Raw genomic sequence first — 15,352 nt, 5'->3', positions numbered from 1 at the left:
ATCTTGACCCCCTCTGAGTCTCTCCCGATCGATAGGACGAAGCGCACCGGGGCGATCTGGGCATTGGCGGCCATCGCCATGACCGCGCTCATCGCGACTACTCGTCTCATCGTCACGCCGCGCTTCTACTTCGCCGACGACACGCAAGTCGGGGCTTTCGGGCAATGGTGGCAGCTGGGAGACCGGCTGCTCCACGGGCGCCTTCCGATCCTGGACCCGCAGGCGTGGCAGGCCGGCAATTACTTCGCTGAGGGACAATGGGGGTTGCTGAACCCGGTGACGTGGGCGATCGCGATCACGGCACGGCTGAGTGAGAACCCGGTGATCCACGTTACGGTCGTCAAGATCCTCTTCCTGATGTTGATGGCCGCCGGAGTATTCCTGCTCGCTCGCTCTTTCGGCGCGGGCGCGGAATGGGCGGCGCTCGCCGCAGTCCTCGTCCCGGCCGCGGGTTTCACGGTGTACATGGATGCTCCGTCCTGGGCGACGGGCTTGTTCAACGCGGCCGTGCTGCCGTGGGTGTGGTGGGGTCTGCGCCGGGCTGTGGACGGGCGAAGTGGGCCGCTCGCCTACCTCGTCGCGAGTTACGTGCTCATCACGTTCGGATACGTCTTCGGGGTCCTGATCCTGGTCGTCATCCTTGTGGAGACGCTCGCGCGGGCTCTGATCGAACGAGATCGCCCGCGGGTCCTGCGCGCCCTCCTCGCCTCGTGCTGGGGGGCCCTGCTTACGGTGGCGGTCTACCTCCCGGGGATACTGACCGCGCCCGTGACCGAGCGCGCGAGCATGGAGATCGTCAACAACTGGTTCCTGAGCGCGGATCTCAGCGACATCGCCGCAGTGGGCGCGCCGACCGCGACGGCATCCATCGGCTCGTGGTGGGGACCGGTGACGGACGCGCCCCTGGTCTACATCGCCTGGCTGCTTCCGCTTCTGCCGTTCGTGCTACCGATGCCGCGTGATCTGGTGCGTCGCTGCATCCCGCTCCTCGTGCTGGCCGGTGTCACGCTCGTCGCAGTGATCGGCCCGAGCGATGTCGGTCCGCTCCGCTGGCCGGTCCGGTTCATGCCCTACCTCGCGCTGGCGGTCATCGTCCTGTTCGCCGTGACTGCGACGAGGGCGTTCCCGGGACGTTCTGTCCGACGTCCGGTTATGTGGTCCCTCGTGATCCTGGCCGCGACGACGGTGATCACCTATTCGAACACTCCGTACGGCCGGACCATCGCGGCTGTTGCGCTCCTGCAGGCCGCCGCCATCGCTGCGGCAGGCATCCTATCCCGCAGCGAACGGCTGGGACGTCCCGCCCGTAGGAGCGTTCTCGCTGCGGGAGGCGCCATCGCGGTCACGGGGCTGCTCGTCGCCCCGCAGATGGCGGCCTACCCGGCCACCCCTCTTCCGAAGTTCGCCGTTCCGGACAGCGTGGAGAGGATGAACTCGGTACTGGGTGAGGCGCCGGGCGACGGCATCGTGGTCGGCGACATCTATGCGGACGGGCGCGTCCGAGCCAGCTTCCGCGAGCGCCTCATGGGAAACCTGTGGTACCTCAGCGACACGCCGGTGAGCAGCCTCTACACGGTTCTGCCCTACTCCGCGTTCTCCTCGGATCTGTGCATGGATCTACGCGGCTCGACGTGTGCGGACGCGATCACGACCCTGTGGGGCGGGGACGCGGAGACCGGACGGACGGTGGCGGATCTCATGGGAGTGAGCACGATCGTCGTGATCAAGGACACCGTCGACGAGCTTCCCGCCGCTCCGTCCGGGTGGCGCCTAGCCACCGACGGGGAGTACACATGGGTCTTCGAGCGGGAAGAGGCCGTGCCTGCGGCGGGCGGCATTGCCTGGACGGGGGCGGGGACCGAGGTGGAGGTCCTCGCTCAGTCCGAGACGTCGTTGGCGTTCCGCGTCGGGTCGGTGGGCTCCGATCCCCGCGTGGCGCTAAGCCGCCTGGACTATCCGGGGTATGTGGTGGACCGCGCTCGACTGACCGAGCCCGTCCGCGGGTGGCTCCTCACGCTGGACACCTCCGGGATGGAGCCGGGGGACGTCGTGACGGTGACGTTCCGCCCGCCGGGGTTCGCCCTGATCGTGATCTGCTTGGTGGCGGCCGGGCTGATCCTGGTCAGCTGGCCGTCGCTGCACTGGCGAGCACGACGGCGCGCTGCCGCGCTCAACGAGGGTGCAGTCGACCCGTCAGCTGCGCCTGGTACACGCGGCTGAGCCCTTCGGGAAGTGTCGTCTTGACGAATCCGTCGAGATCGGGCCACACCTCAGAACGCACGCGCAGATCCTGGGCCTGCCCGCGGGCGTCGCCGCCTCCCAGTATGATGGGGCCGCGTTTGCGTCGCAGGCGCGTCAATTCTGACAGCAGCGCACCGATCGAGACCGCCCTCATCGTCCCGACGATCTTCATCACAGTGGTTCCGCGTGGTTCATGGGCGACGCGTCGCATCCCGGCATCGATCACTGCGGCGCAGTCGTCTTCGTAGATGTAGTCGCGGAGCGTGTCCAGCGGGACGTACACCGAGATGGGCTGTCCGCTGAGGTGGCCGCGCACCAGCGCAGAGATGAGCCCCTGCGCCTTCGTGAGGTCCTGTCCGGCGCCGTAGATATTCGTGATGCGTGCGACGAAGGAACGCCATCCGCCAGTGGCCGTCGCCGTCTCGAGCGCGACTTCCATGCGCAGCTTCGCTTCTCCGTAGGGCGAGACCGGCACGGGGCGAGTGGACTCGGCGTACGGTGCGGGCCCAGAGCCCGCGTAAGCCGCGCCCACCGATGACGCCAGGAAGAAGGAAAGTCGGGAGCGAACATCGTCGGGGAGTTCGAGCACGAGCGCGAGGATGCGTTCGAAGACGTCCACTTCGACCGCGAGGACGTCCGCCGGGGTCGAGGTGACCCCACGACCCGCGCACCAGTAGATCTCCAGACCTCCGTCATGTTCGGTGAACTCCGCCAGCGCCGCGCGGGCAGCGCCGACCGACGCGTCGGGATCGTCCCACGGGATGGGGACGGTGAATGCCTCGTCGCCGCGCACACGGGCGACGGCGCGGCCGAGCAAGCCCTGCCCGATGATCCAGCGCGCCGTTGCGGTCATTCGCCGTCGGAACCGGGAATCGCCGGCTCCGTGGTGGCCAGACCGCCGGGCGGCGGCGAGGGTTGGGTGTGGCCGAGCGGTCCGCTCATCGGGTCGCGCACGATCAGGTAGGCCGGCTTGCCGAGCGCGGTGCTGACGGTCACTCCGAGGTATTCGGCGATGATGCCGAGGGAGACGAGGATCACGCCGGTCCCGACCGCGGTGAGCACCATCTGAGACGTCCATCCCTCGGGGATGTCGCCAGAGACCAACCGGGCGATGATCAAATACAGGGCGAAGACGATACCGCCGATGAAGAAGAGGACTCCGGTAGCGGTGACCACGCGCAGCCCCCGGGTGCCCGAGGTCAGGACCATGCGCCAGAAGTGGCCGAAGAGACGACGGTACGAGTATCCGGAGGGCCGGTCACCCTCGGCGCGCAGGGCGACCGGAGCCGTGGTGACGCGGGCCGCGACCCACGAGAGGGCGACATCGAGGTACACGCCGGTGCCAGCGTACGCGGCGACACTGCGGCCGATCTCGCCGAGCACCAGGCGGAAGCTGTGGAAGTGCGAGGCCCGCCCGCCGCCGAGCACCGATTCAAGCAGGCGCTTGGAGGTCTTGGATGCGGTGTTGCGGACGAACCCGTGCGGCGCGCGGTTCACGGGGTCGGCGTACACGAGGTCGGCGCGCTGCACCAGCGCCGAGTCCAGGAGCGTGCCGATGGCCGCAGGGTCGTGCTGACCGTCCTCGTCCATCGTCACGATCCATTCGCCGCCGGAACTCGCCATCCCCGCGAGGGTGGCGGCATGCTGGCCGAAGTTGCGGCTGAGCCACACCGGCTTGATCCACGGTAGGGAGTCAGCCAGTCGGCGGATGACGCCCGCCGAGTCGTCCGGGCCGCGGTCGTAGGCGAGGACGACTTCGTCGACCCGCGCGGAGTGCCCGGCATCGGTGGTGAACCCCATCACGAGCGGCCGGAGCTCGTCGATGACGCCGTCCAGCGTCCGCGCGCCCTGGTAGACCGGGATCACGACGCTGATGCGGTGGACGTAGGACTCGAGTTCGGTCATGTCATCCTCCTCTTGAGCAGACGGTATGACAGGCGCCGCGCGCGGGCCATGGCGGCGGCTCGCAGATCGCCGACACGCACGTCGGCGGCGGACACGACATCGGGATGCTCCCCCCGCAGCCAGGCGTGGAACGCCCGGGCCTGCCCCGACTGCTCGCGCACCAGTGCGACGCTCCATTGGCTGTCACTCATGCGGAAGGCCGCCCCCACCTCCGGGTCGGGCGCGAAGTCGCCGCGCATCAGAACGCGCGAGTACGTGGCCTGATCGATGAGGTAGGGGAATCGGTCGAACCAGCCGCCGACTTCGGCGAGGCGGGTGCGGCGCATCATCACGGCCGCCGGCTCGCCGAACACGTTCGATCCGGCCCGCACGGCCAAGCGCACGGCCGCAGCACCCGTCATCGGCTCCGGCAGGCCGCGCAGGCCCCAACCGGCCATGACGGTGCGACCGGAAGCGTCAACGATGTCGCGGCGGGAGGCGGTGAGAACTGCCCCGGTCGTGCGGAGGATGTCGAGTTGACGTGCGAGCACGCCGGGTCGAAGCAGATCGTCGCCGCACAGCAGCTTGAGGTATTCGCCCGACGCGGCTGCACTCACGTGGTTCCAGTTGCGCCCAGCGCCACCGCCGGCGGCCGTGTCCAGGAGGATCACCCGCGGGTCGCCGCCGAACTCGGCCATGACGGCCGTGGTGTTGTCGGAGGAGGCGTGGTCGGCGACGAGAAGCTCGAGGTCCACATCCTGATCAAGCACCGAACGCAGCGTCTCGGCAAGCGTGCGGCCGTTATTGTACGCGGGCACGACCACGCTCAGCAGGGGAACGGACACGATGCGGGGGCTCCTTCCGCGCGGCTCCGGTTGACGGCGTACTCTGGCGCCGTTGGGGCTGCCGATGGCCGCGGACGGTCAGCAATCGACTTTACCGGAGGTGCTCAGAGCGTTGCCTGAGCGCGCCGGAGCGGGGGAATCCGGAGTGTATCTTTGCGTGATGCGACGCCTTGTCCGGGAGGCCTCCCGCCGGCCGGAGGTGAGGTACCTCGTCTTCGGCGGACTCAATACCGCCTTCTCCTACGGACTGTTCACCATCGCGCTGCTCATGCTGCATGCCGCAGCCGTTCCCGGCGACTACGCGATCGCGATCACCTTCAGCTGGCTGGTCTCCAACCTCACGTCGTTCGCGCTGCAGCGTCGCTTCGTGTTCCGCGGAACCGGCCACCCGGTGCGCGAGCTGTTGCGGTTCACTTCGGTGACGTTCGGTTCCTTCCTCGCGAACCTCGCGCTCAGCTGGTTCTCGGTGACAGTGCTGGGCTTCGACGGTGCCGTGGAGAAGCTGATCAGCCAGCTCGTGGTGACCGTGGTGCTCGTCGCGGCCACGTATGTCCTCCACAAGACGTTCTCCTTCCGGAAGGCGGGAGCGGCGCCCGCCGGCATGGTCGCCGTCGAGGAGATTCCTGATGCCGGCACGGACGCCGAAACGGAGCGGTAGCGGCTCCTGTCAGGTTCCAGGATCGACAGCCGCGGTCGCGGCACGTCTCCCGGGCTGGACAGACCGGTATTGCGTGTACAGAACCGCCAGCGCGCCGGCGAGGGCGACCGCGCCGATGATCCACACCGCCCACGCGGGCACCCACGTTTCCCACCACCACTCCGCACCGTCACCGAGTACCGCGGTGCGGGCGTCGAGGCCCGTCGCGTAGCGATTGATCTGTACGTGAAGTGCGACGGCATTCGTGAACGCCAAGAACGCCGTCCCGGTAACCACGAGGCCGGTCGGCAGAGCGGGTGCGACCCCCGCGCGGGTGCTCCACAGAGCCACGCCGACGAGGATGACCGCTAGCGGGAGGATGTACCTCGGCTGGACCTGCGTACCGACGAGCGCGCGGGACTGCCAGAGCAGGGCGAACGGAACCAGCCAGAAGGCGGCGAACGCCGCAACGGCCGCGACGCTCTTACGCGGTGTGAGGCTCCGCAGGCCGACCGAGATCGTCATCGCCATCACCGCGAAGCCCAGGACCCCCACCGCAGCCGGGAGTGGTGTGTCGAACCATCCCAATCCCCAGCCGCCGAAGATGCCCACCCACAGGTCGGGGATGCCGAGGAGATTCTCCACGTGCTGCCAGGCCGTCAGCGGCGGGCCGGTGGTCGACAGACCGTCTCGCACCGCCTTGGACTGACCTGCCGAGAGGTAGAAACCGACGCTGATGGCGACCACGGCGATCCCCGCGCCCAGGACCGGAAGGAGGCGCGCATCACGGCGCGCGCCCAGGACCGAGGCCACCAGCACGGCGAAGACTGCGAACGCAGCTGCGTCGGCGCGCGCCCCCGCGCCCAGGATCCCCGCGACGACTGCCAGACCCAGGAGGAGCCGACGTCGCCTTCCCTCCACGAGGGTGGCTGCGTAGAGCGACACCCACAGCACGGCTGCCGACATCAAGGCCCATGAGCTCGCGTTCGTGGAGGGGACGATGAACATCCCCAGCGGCACCATCGTGACGACCAAAGGCACCACCGCCAGCCGCCGGAGAGCCGAGGGCAGGGCGAAGGCGGTCGCGGTCATGAGCCCGGTGAACAGCGCGGCATTGAACAGCCGCATCGCCAGGACGGACAGGACAACGTCGGAGCCGGCGAACACCGACATCGCACCGTAGAAAAGCGGCGGGTAGAGGGGGCCGACATTGACCCGGTCCGTTTCGACGAGGCCGTCCGCGTCCCCTTCCCAGCACGCCCCGGATTCCGCCCCGTCTCGCGCGTAACACGGTTCGCCGACGAGGGGCGCGGGGACGCGGCGTGTGGCGGGGTCGCCCGAGGGTTCGCACAACCCAGGCCGCTCGCCCAGGCCGCACCAGATGCTTGGGAGATGGAAGTCATCGTCTGGGCTCGACCCCACAGGGGAAGACAATGCCCATGCCGCGAGGGAGACGAACACCAGCAGGGGCGCGAGGATCGCGAGCGGCAAACGTGCCCCGCGGCCTCGCCTCCCGTCGGCGGCCGGCCCGGCACGGGGCGCGGGCGTAGAAGCGGCTGGGCCACCGGGCGTCGGCTCGGCACGGAGCGTACGAGCTGCCGCACGACGAACGGAGAACACCCCGCAACACTAATGCGCGCTGGTGTCCAAGCCGCGGCGGCGCGCGAACGCGCGATGTGACGGTCGCCACTCCCAGGTCGCCGGTTCGCCGCGTCTCCTGGAGCGCTTCCAGGTTCGCGTGCGCGCCGCCGATAGGCTGTTGAGCGCCGCAGCGGACGACCCGCGCAGCCGTGTCGCGTTCCCGCGCGGTGCCTAGGAAGAAAGCGAAGTGGATGGACCTCCTCATTGTGGGCTCGGGCTTCTTCGGCCTCACGATCGCCGAACGCGCCGCGGCCACCGGTCGTAAGGTGACGGTGATCGATCGGCGGTCTCACATCGGCGGCAACGCCTACAGTGAGGACGAGCCGCAGACCGGGATCGAAGTCCACCGGTACGGTGCGCACCTCTTCCACACGTCGAACCCCACGGTGTGGGAGTACGTCAACCGGTTCACGTCGTTCACGGACTACGTCCACCGGGTATATACGACTCATCGTGGGGAGGTGTACCCGCTCCCCATCAACCTCGGCACCATCAATCAATACTTCCGTGCCGCGCACGCGCCGGACCATGCGCGCGCGCTGATCCAGCAGCTCGCAGTCGAGTACGACCCGAAGCAGGCTCGCAACCTGGAGGAGCGCGCGATCGGCCTCATCGGTCGTCCGCTTTACGAGGCGTTCATCCGGGACTACACCGCGAAACAGTGGCAGACCGACCCGGTGAACCTGCCGGCGGAGGTGATCAGCCGGCTTCCGGTGCGCTACACGTACGACAACCGCTACTTCAATGACACATGGGAGGGTCTGCCCGCCGATGGCTACACCGCGTGGCTGGAGCGGATGGCGGATCACCCCAACATCGAGGTCGTGCTGGACACCGACTTCTTCGACGAATCCCAGGCGCTCAACAAGCGGGCTACCGTCGGCCAGGTCCCAGTCGTGTACACCGGTCCTGTAGACAGGTACTTCGATTACGCTGAAGGCGCCCTCGGGTGGCGCACGCTGGACTTCGAGAAGGAGGTCCTGCACGTCGGCGACTTCCAGGGAACATCGGTGATGAACTATGCGGATGCGGACGTGCCGTACACCCGCATCCACGAGTTCAAGCACTTCCACCCGGAGCGCTCTGACCGCTACCCCGAGGACATGACTGTCATCATGCGTGAGTTCTCGCGCTTCGCGTCCCGGACGGACGAGCCGTACTACCCCGTCAACACACCGGAGGACCGTGCGCGCCTGATGTCCTACCGACAGCTCGCTGGCGGCGAGAAAGACGTGCAGTTCGGAGGCCGACTGGGTACGTACCAGTACCTCGACATGCACATGGCAATCGGCTCGGCCCTGTCCATGTGGAACAACAAGCTCGCATGATCGCCCGTCGTGCGATAAGGGGAGAGGTCGATGCAGGCAGTGAATGAGCGCGTCCTCGTGATCGTGCCGGCCTGGAACGAGGCGGGAGCCGTCGCTCAGACCGTCACCGAGATCCGCGCGTCGGACCCGTCATACGACGTCGTCGTCATCGACGACGGCTCGACGGACGGCACCGCGGAGGTGGCCAGGGAAGCGGGTGCGCTCGTCCTCGCGCTTCCGTTCAACCTCGGGGTCGGTGGCGCGATGAAGACCGGCTTCACCTATGCGCATCGTTATGGGTACCGGCGGGCGATCCAGGTCGACGCCGACGGTCAGCACAACCCCGCGGACATCGCCCGCGTGCTCGCAGGACTGGAACACGCCGATATCTCGATCGGTGCTCGCTTCGCCGATGTCGGCGACTACGCCGTGCGTGGCCCCCGGCGCTGGGCGATGGTGTTCCTTGCCAAGGTCGTCTCCGGCGTGGCTCGGAGCCGTCTGACCGACGTCACCAGCGGATTCCGTGCGGCGAACTCGCGCGCCATCGCGCAGTATGTGCGCTATTACCCCGCCGAGTACCTCGGCGACACTATCGACTCCCTCGTCGAGGCCATCCACCGTGGGCTGACCGTGACGCAGGTCCCCGTCGCGATGAGGCCCCGTGCGCACGGCGTGCCCAGTCAGAACCCCCTGGGTGCGACGGTGTATCTCCTGCGATCGGTGTTCGCACTCGGCCTCGCGCTCATGCGTGGCGTTATCCGCGGGAGGCTTCGCGCATGATCGCACTCATCGGCATCGCCTTCGCACTGGTGGTCCTCATCATCATCCTGTCGTTGCTGCTTCGCCGCCGGCTACGTGAGAAGTACGCGGTCATGTGGCTGCTCATCGGGTTGCTGTTCCTGATCCTGGCCGCTTTCCCGGGAACGCTGGGGTGGCTGGCCGGCCTGCTCGGCGTCGCTGTGCCCTCCAACCTGCTGTTCGCGCTCGTCCTGGCGCTGCTGGTCGGGGTGTCGCTGCACCTGTCCTGGGAGCTGTCTACCCTGGAGGAGGAGACGCGGCGCGTCGCCGAGGAGGTCGCGATCCTGCGCGGGGACGTGGCGCGCCTTCAGCAGCTCGGCGGCCCCCAGGGGGCGGGAGGCAGGGAACCGGCCGTGGCCGATGGTCGTGAATCGGCGGACGATCGCGAACCGGGCGGCGATGAGCGAACCGGCTGAACGCCGCTCGCGAGGACTGATCTACATCCTCGCGGCCACGGGCGTCGCCGGGGCGTGCGGCTACCTCATCCAGCTCCTGGCACCCGGTCTGCTGGACGACGCCGAGGACTATCTCGCCTTCAGTGTCTTCTGGAGCACGATCTACCTGTTCGTCTCCGCAGTGGGGGGTGTGCAGCAAGAGGTGACGCGGGCGACGCACCCGGCGACCGATCCGCCGCCGAGTGCGACTCTGCGGAACTTCACTCTCATCGCAGCCGCGGTCCTGGCCGTGGTGGCCGTCGCCGGCGGTGCGGCCTTCGGGCAGGTCGCCTTCGCCGCCGATCCGACCATCATGACGGTCGCTTTCGCCGTCGGCCTCGTTGGTTACCTGGCCACCGCCGTTCTGGCCGGGGTGCTCTACGGTCTGTCCGAGTGGCGGGCGATCGCCGCGTTAATGACGCTGGACGCGTTGCTGCGTGCGGCAGGAGTCTCGGTGGGGCTGCTCCTAGATGCCTCCGCGGGAATGCTCGCGATGCTCGTCGCGGTTCCTTTCGGCCTGGCCTTCGGGCTGGTGTGGCTGGCCGTGCGATCCCGTGTTATCGGACGCTTCGCCCTGGATGTCAAAGCGTCGCGGCTCACCTCCAACGTCGTGGGGACGGTTGGCGCCGCAGCCGCCACTGGCGTCATGGTGACCGGACTGCCTCTACTCCTGCGCGCCCTGATCCCGCAGGCCGATCCGTCCGTGCTGGCGGGACTGGTGCTGAGCATCACCGTGTCGAGAGCGCCCCTGATCGTCCCTATCATGGCGCTGCAGAGCTACCTCATCGTCGACTTTCGCCGGCGCAGCACGGTGGCGGTGCGGGTCCTCGCCTACGCCGGGGTCGTGGCGGCCGCCACGGCGCTGATAACCGTGGCCGCCGCGCTGTGGGGGCCGTCGTTGCTCGAGGTCCTCTCCGCGGGCCGATACCACGTGGGTCCGCTGACCGCGGCGGTCGTCGTCGTCAGTGCCGGGCTGGTGGGCCTGCTGTGCCTGACGGGGCCGGCGCTGCTGAGCCAGGGCCGTCACGCCGTCCACGTCGGGGGATGGGGGGTGGCAGCAGCAGCGACCATCGTGGTGCTGCTGATACCGGGGGAGACGGTCGCCCGGGTGCTCACGGCTCTCACCGTCGCTCCCGCACTCGGGCTGGTGGTCCACGCGGGTGGGCTCTTCTCCCGGAGCGGCGCGGCGAGCGCGGTTCGATAGACTTAGCGGATGCTGCGAGGTGCTCTCGTCGGCAACCCCATCAGGAGGTCATACCCCCCATGACGACGACTGCCCCGAGGCGTGCCCTGATCACCGGGATCACGGGTCAGGACGGCAGCTACCTCGCGGAGTTGCTCCTTTCGAAGGGTTACGAGGTCCACGGCCTCATCCGACGATCCTCCTCGTTCAACACCCAGCGGATCGATCACATCTATCAGCCCGCCCAGGCGGCGGACCACCGGCTGTTCCTCCACTTCGCCGATCTCTCCGACGGGTCCCGGCTGGTGACCCTCCTCAACGAGATCCGACCGCACGAGGTCTACAACCTGGCCGCGCAGTCGCACGTGCGGGTGAGTTTCGACGAGCCGGAGTACACCGCCGACACCACCGGACTGGGCAGCATCCGGCTTCTCGAGGCCATCCGCGCGGCCGACATCGATACTCGCTTCTACCAGGCCTCCAGCTCCGAGATGTTCGGTGCCACGCCGCCGCCGCAGAACGAGGAGACCCCCTTCTACCCGCGATCGCCGTACGGTGTCGCCAAGGTCTACTCCTACTGGATCACGAGGAACTACCGGGAGGCGTACGGCCTCTTCGCCGTGAACGGCATCCTGTTCAACCACGAGTCTCCGCGCCGCGGCGGAACCTTCGTCACCCGCAAGATCACGCGTGCAGTCGCACGCATCAAAGCAGGCCTCCAGTCCGAGCTGTTCCTGGGAAATCTCGACGCCGTTCGGGACTGGGGCTATGCGCCCGAGTACGTCGAGGGGATGTGGCGAATGCTCCAGCACGACGCGCCCACCGATTACGTCCTGGCGACGAACACGGCATACACGGTGAAGGACTTCCTGCGGTTCTCCTTCGAGCACGTCGGGCTGGATTGGGAGAAGTACGTCCGTTTCGACGAGCGCTACCTGCGCCCGACCGAGGTCGACGCCCTGATCGGCGACTACGGCAAGGCCAAGGAGCGGCTGGACTGGGAGCCGAAGGTGCACACGCCACGCCTGGCACAGATCATGGTCGACGCGGACATCGCCGCGCTCGAAATCGAGGGTCGCCACTTCGTCGACGAAGTCCAGAGCTGATTCCACGTGCGCGCGCTGCTCACCGGTGGCGGCGGCATGCTCGCATCGAGCGTCGCCGCCGCATGGCGGTCGCTCCGTCCTGACGACGAGCTCGTCGTCCTGGCGCGCCGCGACGCGGACCTGCGCGATCTGCGGGAGACCCGGACGGCGATCGATGCCTCCGCCCCCGACGTGGTGATCCATACCGCTGCGTTCGTCGGAGGCATCGGTGACAAGCTCGCGCGTCCGCTGCCCTACTTGATGGAGAACGTGCGGATCGACGCGAACGTCCTCGAGGCCGTGGTGACGACGGGCGTGGAGTCCTACCTGTACACCGCGAGCGCGGCGGCCTACCCGAGCGAAGCCGCCAACCCCATTCCGGAGAGTGCGCTGTTCGGCGGGCCGCTCGAATCGGCGAACGAGCCGTATGGGCTGGCAAAACTCACCGGCCTGACGGCGGTGGGCTATGCCGCGCGCGAGACCGGTCACGCGTACCGTGCCATCCTTCCCTCCAACCTCTACGGACCGCGCGACTCCTTCGATCCCGCGCGCGCCCACCTGATCGCGTCCACTCTGCTGAAGACCCACCGCGCGAAGGCGTCGGGAAGCGACGAGGTGGAGGTGTGGGGCGACGGGACGGCGCGCCGCGAGTTCACGTTCGCCCCCGACCTTGCGGGGTGGCTCGTGCGCGAACTGGACTCGATCGCGCGATGGCCCATGGCGATGAACGTCGGTGCCGGCATCGACCACACCATCAGCGAGTACTACGAGGTGGCAGCGGAGATCGTCGGTTTCGGGGGCCGCCTGCGGTTCGACCCGACCAAGCCCAGCGGCGTCGCACGTCGCCTCATCGACTCATCCCTCGCCCGCGCCCACGGCTGGTCCGCCAGCACAGCGTTGAAAGACGGTGTCATCGCGTGCTACCAGGCGTTCCTCGACCGATCCGCGAACGGAGAACCGTCATGACCGATGCCACCCCCGGCTATCCTCTGGCCACCACCACCTGGGACGAGGCGGAGTACGCCGCGCTTCAGCGGGTCATCGACAGCGGTCGCTTCACGATGGGACCGCTCGTGAAGGAGTTCGAGGCCGCCTTCGCCGCCCACTTCGGCTCGGCCTACGGGGTCATGGTGAACTCCGGGTCCTCCGCCAACCTCATTGCCGTCGCCGCGGCGGTACTGGACCCGCGTCTCGATCTCAGCCGAGGCGACGAGGTCATCGTTCCGGCCGTATCGTGGCCGACGACGTATTACCCGTTGACGCAGTACGGCCTGCGTCCACGGTTCGTGGACGTCGACCTGGAAACGCTCAACATCGATCTCGACCTCGTCGAGGCCGCCATCACGCCCGCGACGAAGGCCATCTTCGCGGTGAACCTGTTGGGCAACCCCAACGACTTCACCCGGTTACGCGCGATCGCCGATCGCCACGGCCTGATCCTCCTCGAGGACAACTGCGAGTCGCTGGGCGCCAGCAGCGACGGCATCAACGCCGGCACCGCGGGATTGGCGGGGACGTTCAGTTCCTTCTTCTCCCACCACATCGCGACGATGGAGGGCGGCATCATCCTCACCGATGACGAGCAGCTCTATCAGGAGATGATCTCGCTCCGCTCCCACGGGTGGACGCGCGATCTCCCCGTGATCAACCATGTGCACGACAAGACAGGGGATGGCTGGGACGACCTGTTCCGCTTCGTCCTACCCGGCTACAACGTCCGCCCGCTCGAGATGGAGGGCGCCCTCGGCTTGGAGCAGCTGAAGAAGGTGCCCGACCTCATCCAGGGCCGCCGCGACAACGCCGCCTACTTCCGTCAGCGCCTCGCGGGGGTCGAAGGCGTGCGCACGCAGCGTGAGACGGGCCAGAGCAGCTGGTTCGGGTTCTCCATGATCCTCGAGGGTCCTCTCGCCGGACGTCGCACCGACGTTGTGCGCGGGTTCGAACGCGCCGGCATCGAATCACGCCCCATCGTGGCGGGGAACTTCACCCGCAATCCTGTGATGGCCCACCTGGATGCCGTCGTACCGGACGCCCTGCCCGTCGCTGACAAGATCCACGTCGACGGGCTCTTCGTGGGTAACCACCACTATCCGGTCCACGAGGGGATCGACCGCATCGCGGATGCGCTCGAACATGTCGTCGCGGGCTGATAGGACTCAGCGGCGCCGCGGCTCGGCGAGGGCCCGCTCGAAGGAGCGCAGCGTGGCCTCCGCCGTGCGCTCCCAGGAGAACAGTGCTGCACGCTCGCGTCCACGCTGGGACAGTTCGGCCATGAGCTCGGGGGAGCCGGCGGCGGTGCGCATCGCCGACGCGATCGATTCCAGGCTGGTGGGGTCGATCAGCAGTGCCGCGTCCCCCACCACTTCCCGATAGACGGGGATGTCGCTGATCATGACCGGCAGGCCCGCCATCATCGCCTCCAGGGCGGGCAGTGAGAACCCGTCGGCGAAGGAAGGCATCGCGAGGATCGTTGCGCGCGAGTACAGGTCGCGCATCTCGTCGTCGTCGACCCACCCTTTCAACTGAACCCAGTCAGACATCCCCGTCTCCTCCACCACGGCACGCAGCGGGTCCTCGCCGTGGCTGCCGGTTATCACGAGGCGTGGACGCTCGGCTGCCGGGATCAGTGGAAGCGCGCGGATCAGCGAAGCCCAATTCTTGTGGGGGCGCCGGTTTCCCGTCGCGAGCACCATCGGGTGTGGCTGGGACGCGAGCGAGCGATCGGCGCCGGGAACCTTGGTGCCGGCGAGCGGGACCAGATCGACGCGATCGGAAGGCACGTGCAGGTAGCGCAGGATGGCCTGGCGTGACTCCTCGCTGATCGTCAGGATCCTCGTCGCGTTGCGGGCGGCCATCCGCTCCATCCACTTCACGGGCTCCGTGAAGAGAGGGGTCGACATGTACTCCGGGTGACTCCAATACAGCATGTCGTGCATGGTGATCACGGTGGGCATCGTCGTCCTGCGCGGCCCGAGGAGCGCCGGACAGTGCACGAGGTCCGCGCTGAACCTTTTCGCGGCGCGGGATACCGAGAACAACTCGCCCCAGGCCCAGATTGGCCGACTCTCGCCGCTGATGCCGGAGTCGACGGTCTCGCCGGGGAACCAGGTTCGATCCAGCCGATATCCCTCGCGGCTGAAGTAGCCGATGAACTCCCAGCCCTCGGCCATCGTCCCCAGGCGTTTGTACAGTTCACGGGCGTAGATTTCCATCCCGCCTTTCGTTCCTGTATAGGACAGCAGGTCAACGATCACACGGGGCACGGTCGGACAGCCTAACGGATGCGTCTGTGCGCGA

14 protein-coding genes are annotated in these 15,352 nt (G+C 67.9%); 9 read left to right on the top strand and 5 right to left on the bottom strand.

The features are described 5' to 3' along the window. The first annotated feature begins 3 nt into the window (after nucleotides 1-3). Nucleotides 4-2,220, top strand: coding sequence for a hypothetical protein (locus AC4FS1_RS07540; RefSeq protein ID WP_491153841.1), 2,217 nt, complete (start codon nucleotides 4-6; stop codon nucleotides 2,218-2,220). Here AC4FS1_RS07540 and AC4FS1_RS07535 read toward each other — a convergent pair. The 3 genes from AC4FS1_RS07535 to AC4FS1_RS07525 are packed head-to-tail and all read right to left on the bottom strand — an operon-like array spanning nucleotide 2,171 to nucleotide 4,970. Beyond that, nucleotides 2,171-3,094: an NAD-dependent epimerase/dehydratase family protein gene (locus AC4FS1_RS07535; protein WP_491153839.1), complete on the bottom strand. Its 924-nt coding sequence runs from the start codon at nucleotides 3,092-3,094 to the stop codon at nucleotides 2,171-2,173. The genes AC4FS1_RS07540 and AC4FS1_RS07535 overlap by 50 nt on opposite strands. Next, entirely contained in the window at nucleotides 3,091-4,146 is a 1,056-nt protein-coding gene (locus AC4FS1_RS07530) for a glycosyltransferase (protein WP_491153837.1), read from the bottom strand. Before AC4FS1_RS07530 ends, AC4FS1_RS07535 begins: the two co-directional genes overlap by 4 nt. Continuing rightward, nucleotides 4,143-4,970 carry a glycosyltransferase family 2 protein gene (locus tag AC4FS1_RS07525; protein ID WP_491153835.1) on the bottom strand — a complete coding sequence of 276 codons (828 nt, stop codon included), beginning with the start codon at nucleotides 4,968-4,970 and terminating at the stop codon, nucleotides 4,143-4,145. Before AC4FS1_RS07525 ends, AC4FS1_RS07530 begins: the two co-directional genes overlap by 4 nt. Before the next feature lie 160 nt (nucleotides 4,971-5,130). Between AC4FS1_RS07525 and AC4FS1_RS07520 the strand changes: the two genes are divergently transcribed. Then, on the top strand, nucleotides 5,131-5,628 hold the full coding sequence (locus AC4FS1_RS07520) for a GtrA family protein (protein ID WP_491153834.1): 498 nt from the start codon (nucleotides 5,131-5,133) through the stop codon (nucleotides 5,626-5,628). Nucleotides 5,629-5,637: 9 nt separating this feature from the next. On the opposite strand, the gene AC4FS1_RS07515 is transcribed toward AC4FS1_RS07520, so the two are convergent. Further along, nucleotides 5,638-7,068, bottom strand: coding sequence for a DUF2142 domain-containing protein (locus AC4FS1_RS07515; protein ID WP_491155671.1), 1,431 nt, complete (start codon nucleotides 7,066-7,068; stop codon nucleotides 5,638-5,640). Between the two features lie 371 nt (nucleotides 7,069-7,439). Between AC4FS1_RS07515 and glf the strand changes: the two genes are divergently transcribed. From glf to AC4FS1_RS07480, 7 genes are read left to right on the top strand one after another with little or no spacing between them, the layout of a single operon-like run. After that, nucleotides 7,440-8,576, top strand: coding sequence for a UDP-galactopyranose mutase (glf, locus tag AC4FS1_RS07510; RefSeq protein WP_491153832.1), 1,137 nt, complete (start codon nucleotides 7,440-7,442; stop codon nucleotides 8,574-8,576). Nucleotides 8,577-8,606: 30 nt separating this feature from the next. Beyond that, a complete protein-coding gene (locus AC4FS1_RS07505) occupies nucleotides 8,607-9,335 on the top strand; it encodes a glycosyltransferase family 2 protein (RefSeq protein ID WP_491153830.1) in 729 nt (242 codons plus the stop codon). Then, on the top strand, nucleotides 9,332-9,769 hold the full coding sequence (locus AC4FS1_RS07500) for a DUF2304 domain-containing protein (RefSeq protein WP_491153828.1): 438 nt from the start codon (nucleotides 9,332-9,334) through the stop codon (nucleotides 9,767-9,769). The genes AC4FS1_RS07505 and AC4FS1_RS07500 overlap by 4 nt, the downstream gene beginning before the upstream one ends. Continuing rightward, a complete protein-coding gene (locus AC4FS1_RS07495; RefSeq protein ID WP_491153826.1) occupies nucleotides 9,753-10,991 on the top strand; it encodes a hypothetical protein in 1,239 nt (412 codons plus the stop codon). The genes AC4FS1_RS07500 and AC4FS1_RS07495 overlap by 17 nt, the downstream gene beginning before the upstream one ends. A gap of 59 nt (nucleotides 10,992-11,050) precedes the next feature. Beyond that, complete coding sequence (gmd, locus tag AC4FS1_RS07490) at nucleotides 11,051-12,076, top strand: GDP-mannose 4,6-dehydratase (RefSeq protein WP_491153824.1); 1,026 nt, start codon at nucleotides 11,051-11,053, stop codon at nucleotides 12,074-12,076. Between the two features lie 6 nt (nucleotides 12,077-12,082). Further along, on the top strand, nucleotides 12,083-13,021 hold the full coding sequence (locus AC4FS1_RS07485; RefSeq protein WP_491153822.1) for an NAD-dependent epimerase/dehydratase family protein: 939 nt from the start codon (nucleotides 12,083-12,085) through the stop codon (nucleotides 13,019-13,021). Then, complete coding sequence (locus tag AC4FS1_RS07480; RefSeq protein WP_491153820.1) at nucleotides 13,018-14,205, top strand: DegT/DnrJ/EryC1/StrS family aminotransferase; 1,188 nt, start codon at nucleotides 13,018-13,020, stop codon at nucleotides 14,203-14,205. The genes AC4FS1_RS07485 and AC4FS1_RS07480 overlap by 4 nt, the downstream gene beginning before the upstream one ends. A 6-nt stretch (nucleotides 14,206-14,211) precedes the next feature. On the opposite strand, the gene AC4FS1_RS07475 is transcribed toward AC4FS1_RS07480, so the two are convergent. After that, the gene (locus AC4FS1_RS07475) at nucleotides 14,212-15,267 is read right to left on the bottom strand and encodes a glycosyltransferase family 4 protein (RefSeq protein WP_491153818.1); all 1,056 of its coding nucleotides are present in this window, start codon (nucleotides 15,265-15,267) and stop codon (nucleotides 14,212-14,214) included. Nucleotides 15,268-15,352: the final 85 nt, after the last annotated feature.

It is taken from the genome of Microbacterium sp. Z12_35 (genome assembly GCF_058310475.1).
The sequence above is the reverse complement of the archived record's forward strand: the minus strand, read 5'-3'. Positions and strand labels throughout refer to the sequence as shown.

Coding starts and splice junctions, on each gene's coding strand:
- AC4FS1_RS07495 (WP_491153826.1), top strand. CDS start 9,753: ATGAGCGAACCGGCTGAACGCCGCTCGCGAGGACTGATCTACATCCTC.
- AC4FS1_RS07535 (WP_491153839.1), bottom strand. CDS start 3,094: ATGACCGCAACGGCGCGCTGGATCATCGGGCAGGGCTTGCTCGGCCGC.
- AC4FS1_RS07500 (WP_491153828.1), top strand. CDS start 9,332: ATGATCGCACTCATCGGCATCGCCTTCGCACTGGTGGTCCTCATCATC.
- AC4FS1_RS07505 (WP_491153830.1), top strand. CDS start 8,607: ATGCAGGCAGTGAATGAGCGCGTCCTCGTGATCGTGCCGGCCTGGAAC.
- AC4FS1_RS07480 (WP_491153820.1), top strand. CDS start 13,018: ATGACCGATGCCACCCCCGGCTATCCTCTGGCCACCACCACCTGGGAC.
- AC4FS1_RS07530 (WP_491153837.1), bottom strand. CDS start 4,146: ATGACCGAACTCGAGTCCTACGTCCACCGCATCAGCGTCGTGATCCCG.
- AC4FS1_RS07520 (WP_491153834.1), top strand. CDS start 5,131: ATGCGACGCCTTGTCCGGGAGGCCTCCCGCCGGCCGGAGGTGAGGTAC.
- AC4FS1_RS07475 (WP_491153818.1), bottom strand. CDS start 15,267: ATGGAAATCTACGCCCGTGAACTGTACAAACGCCTGGGGACGATGGCC.
- glf (WP_491153832.1), top strand. CDS start 7,440: ATGGACCTCCTCATTGTGGGCTCGGGCTTCTTCGGCCTCACGATCGCC.
- gmd (WP_491153824.1), top strand. CDS start 11,051: ATGACGACGACTGCCCCGAGGCGTGCCCTGATCACCGGGATCACGGGT.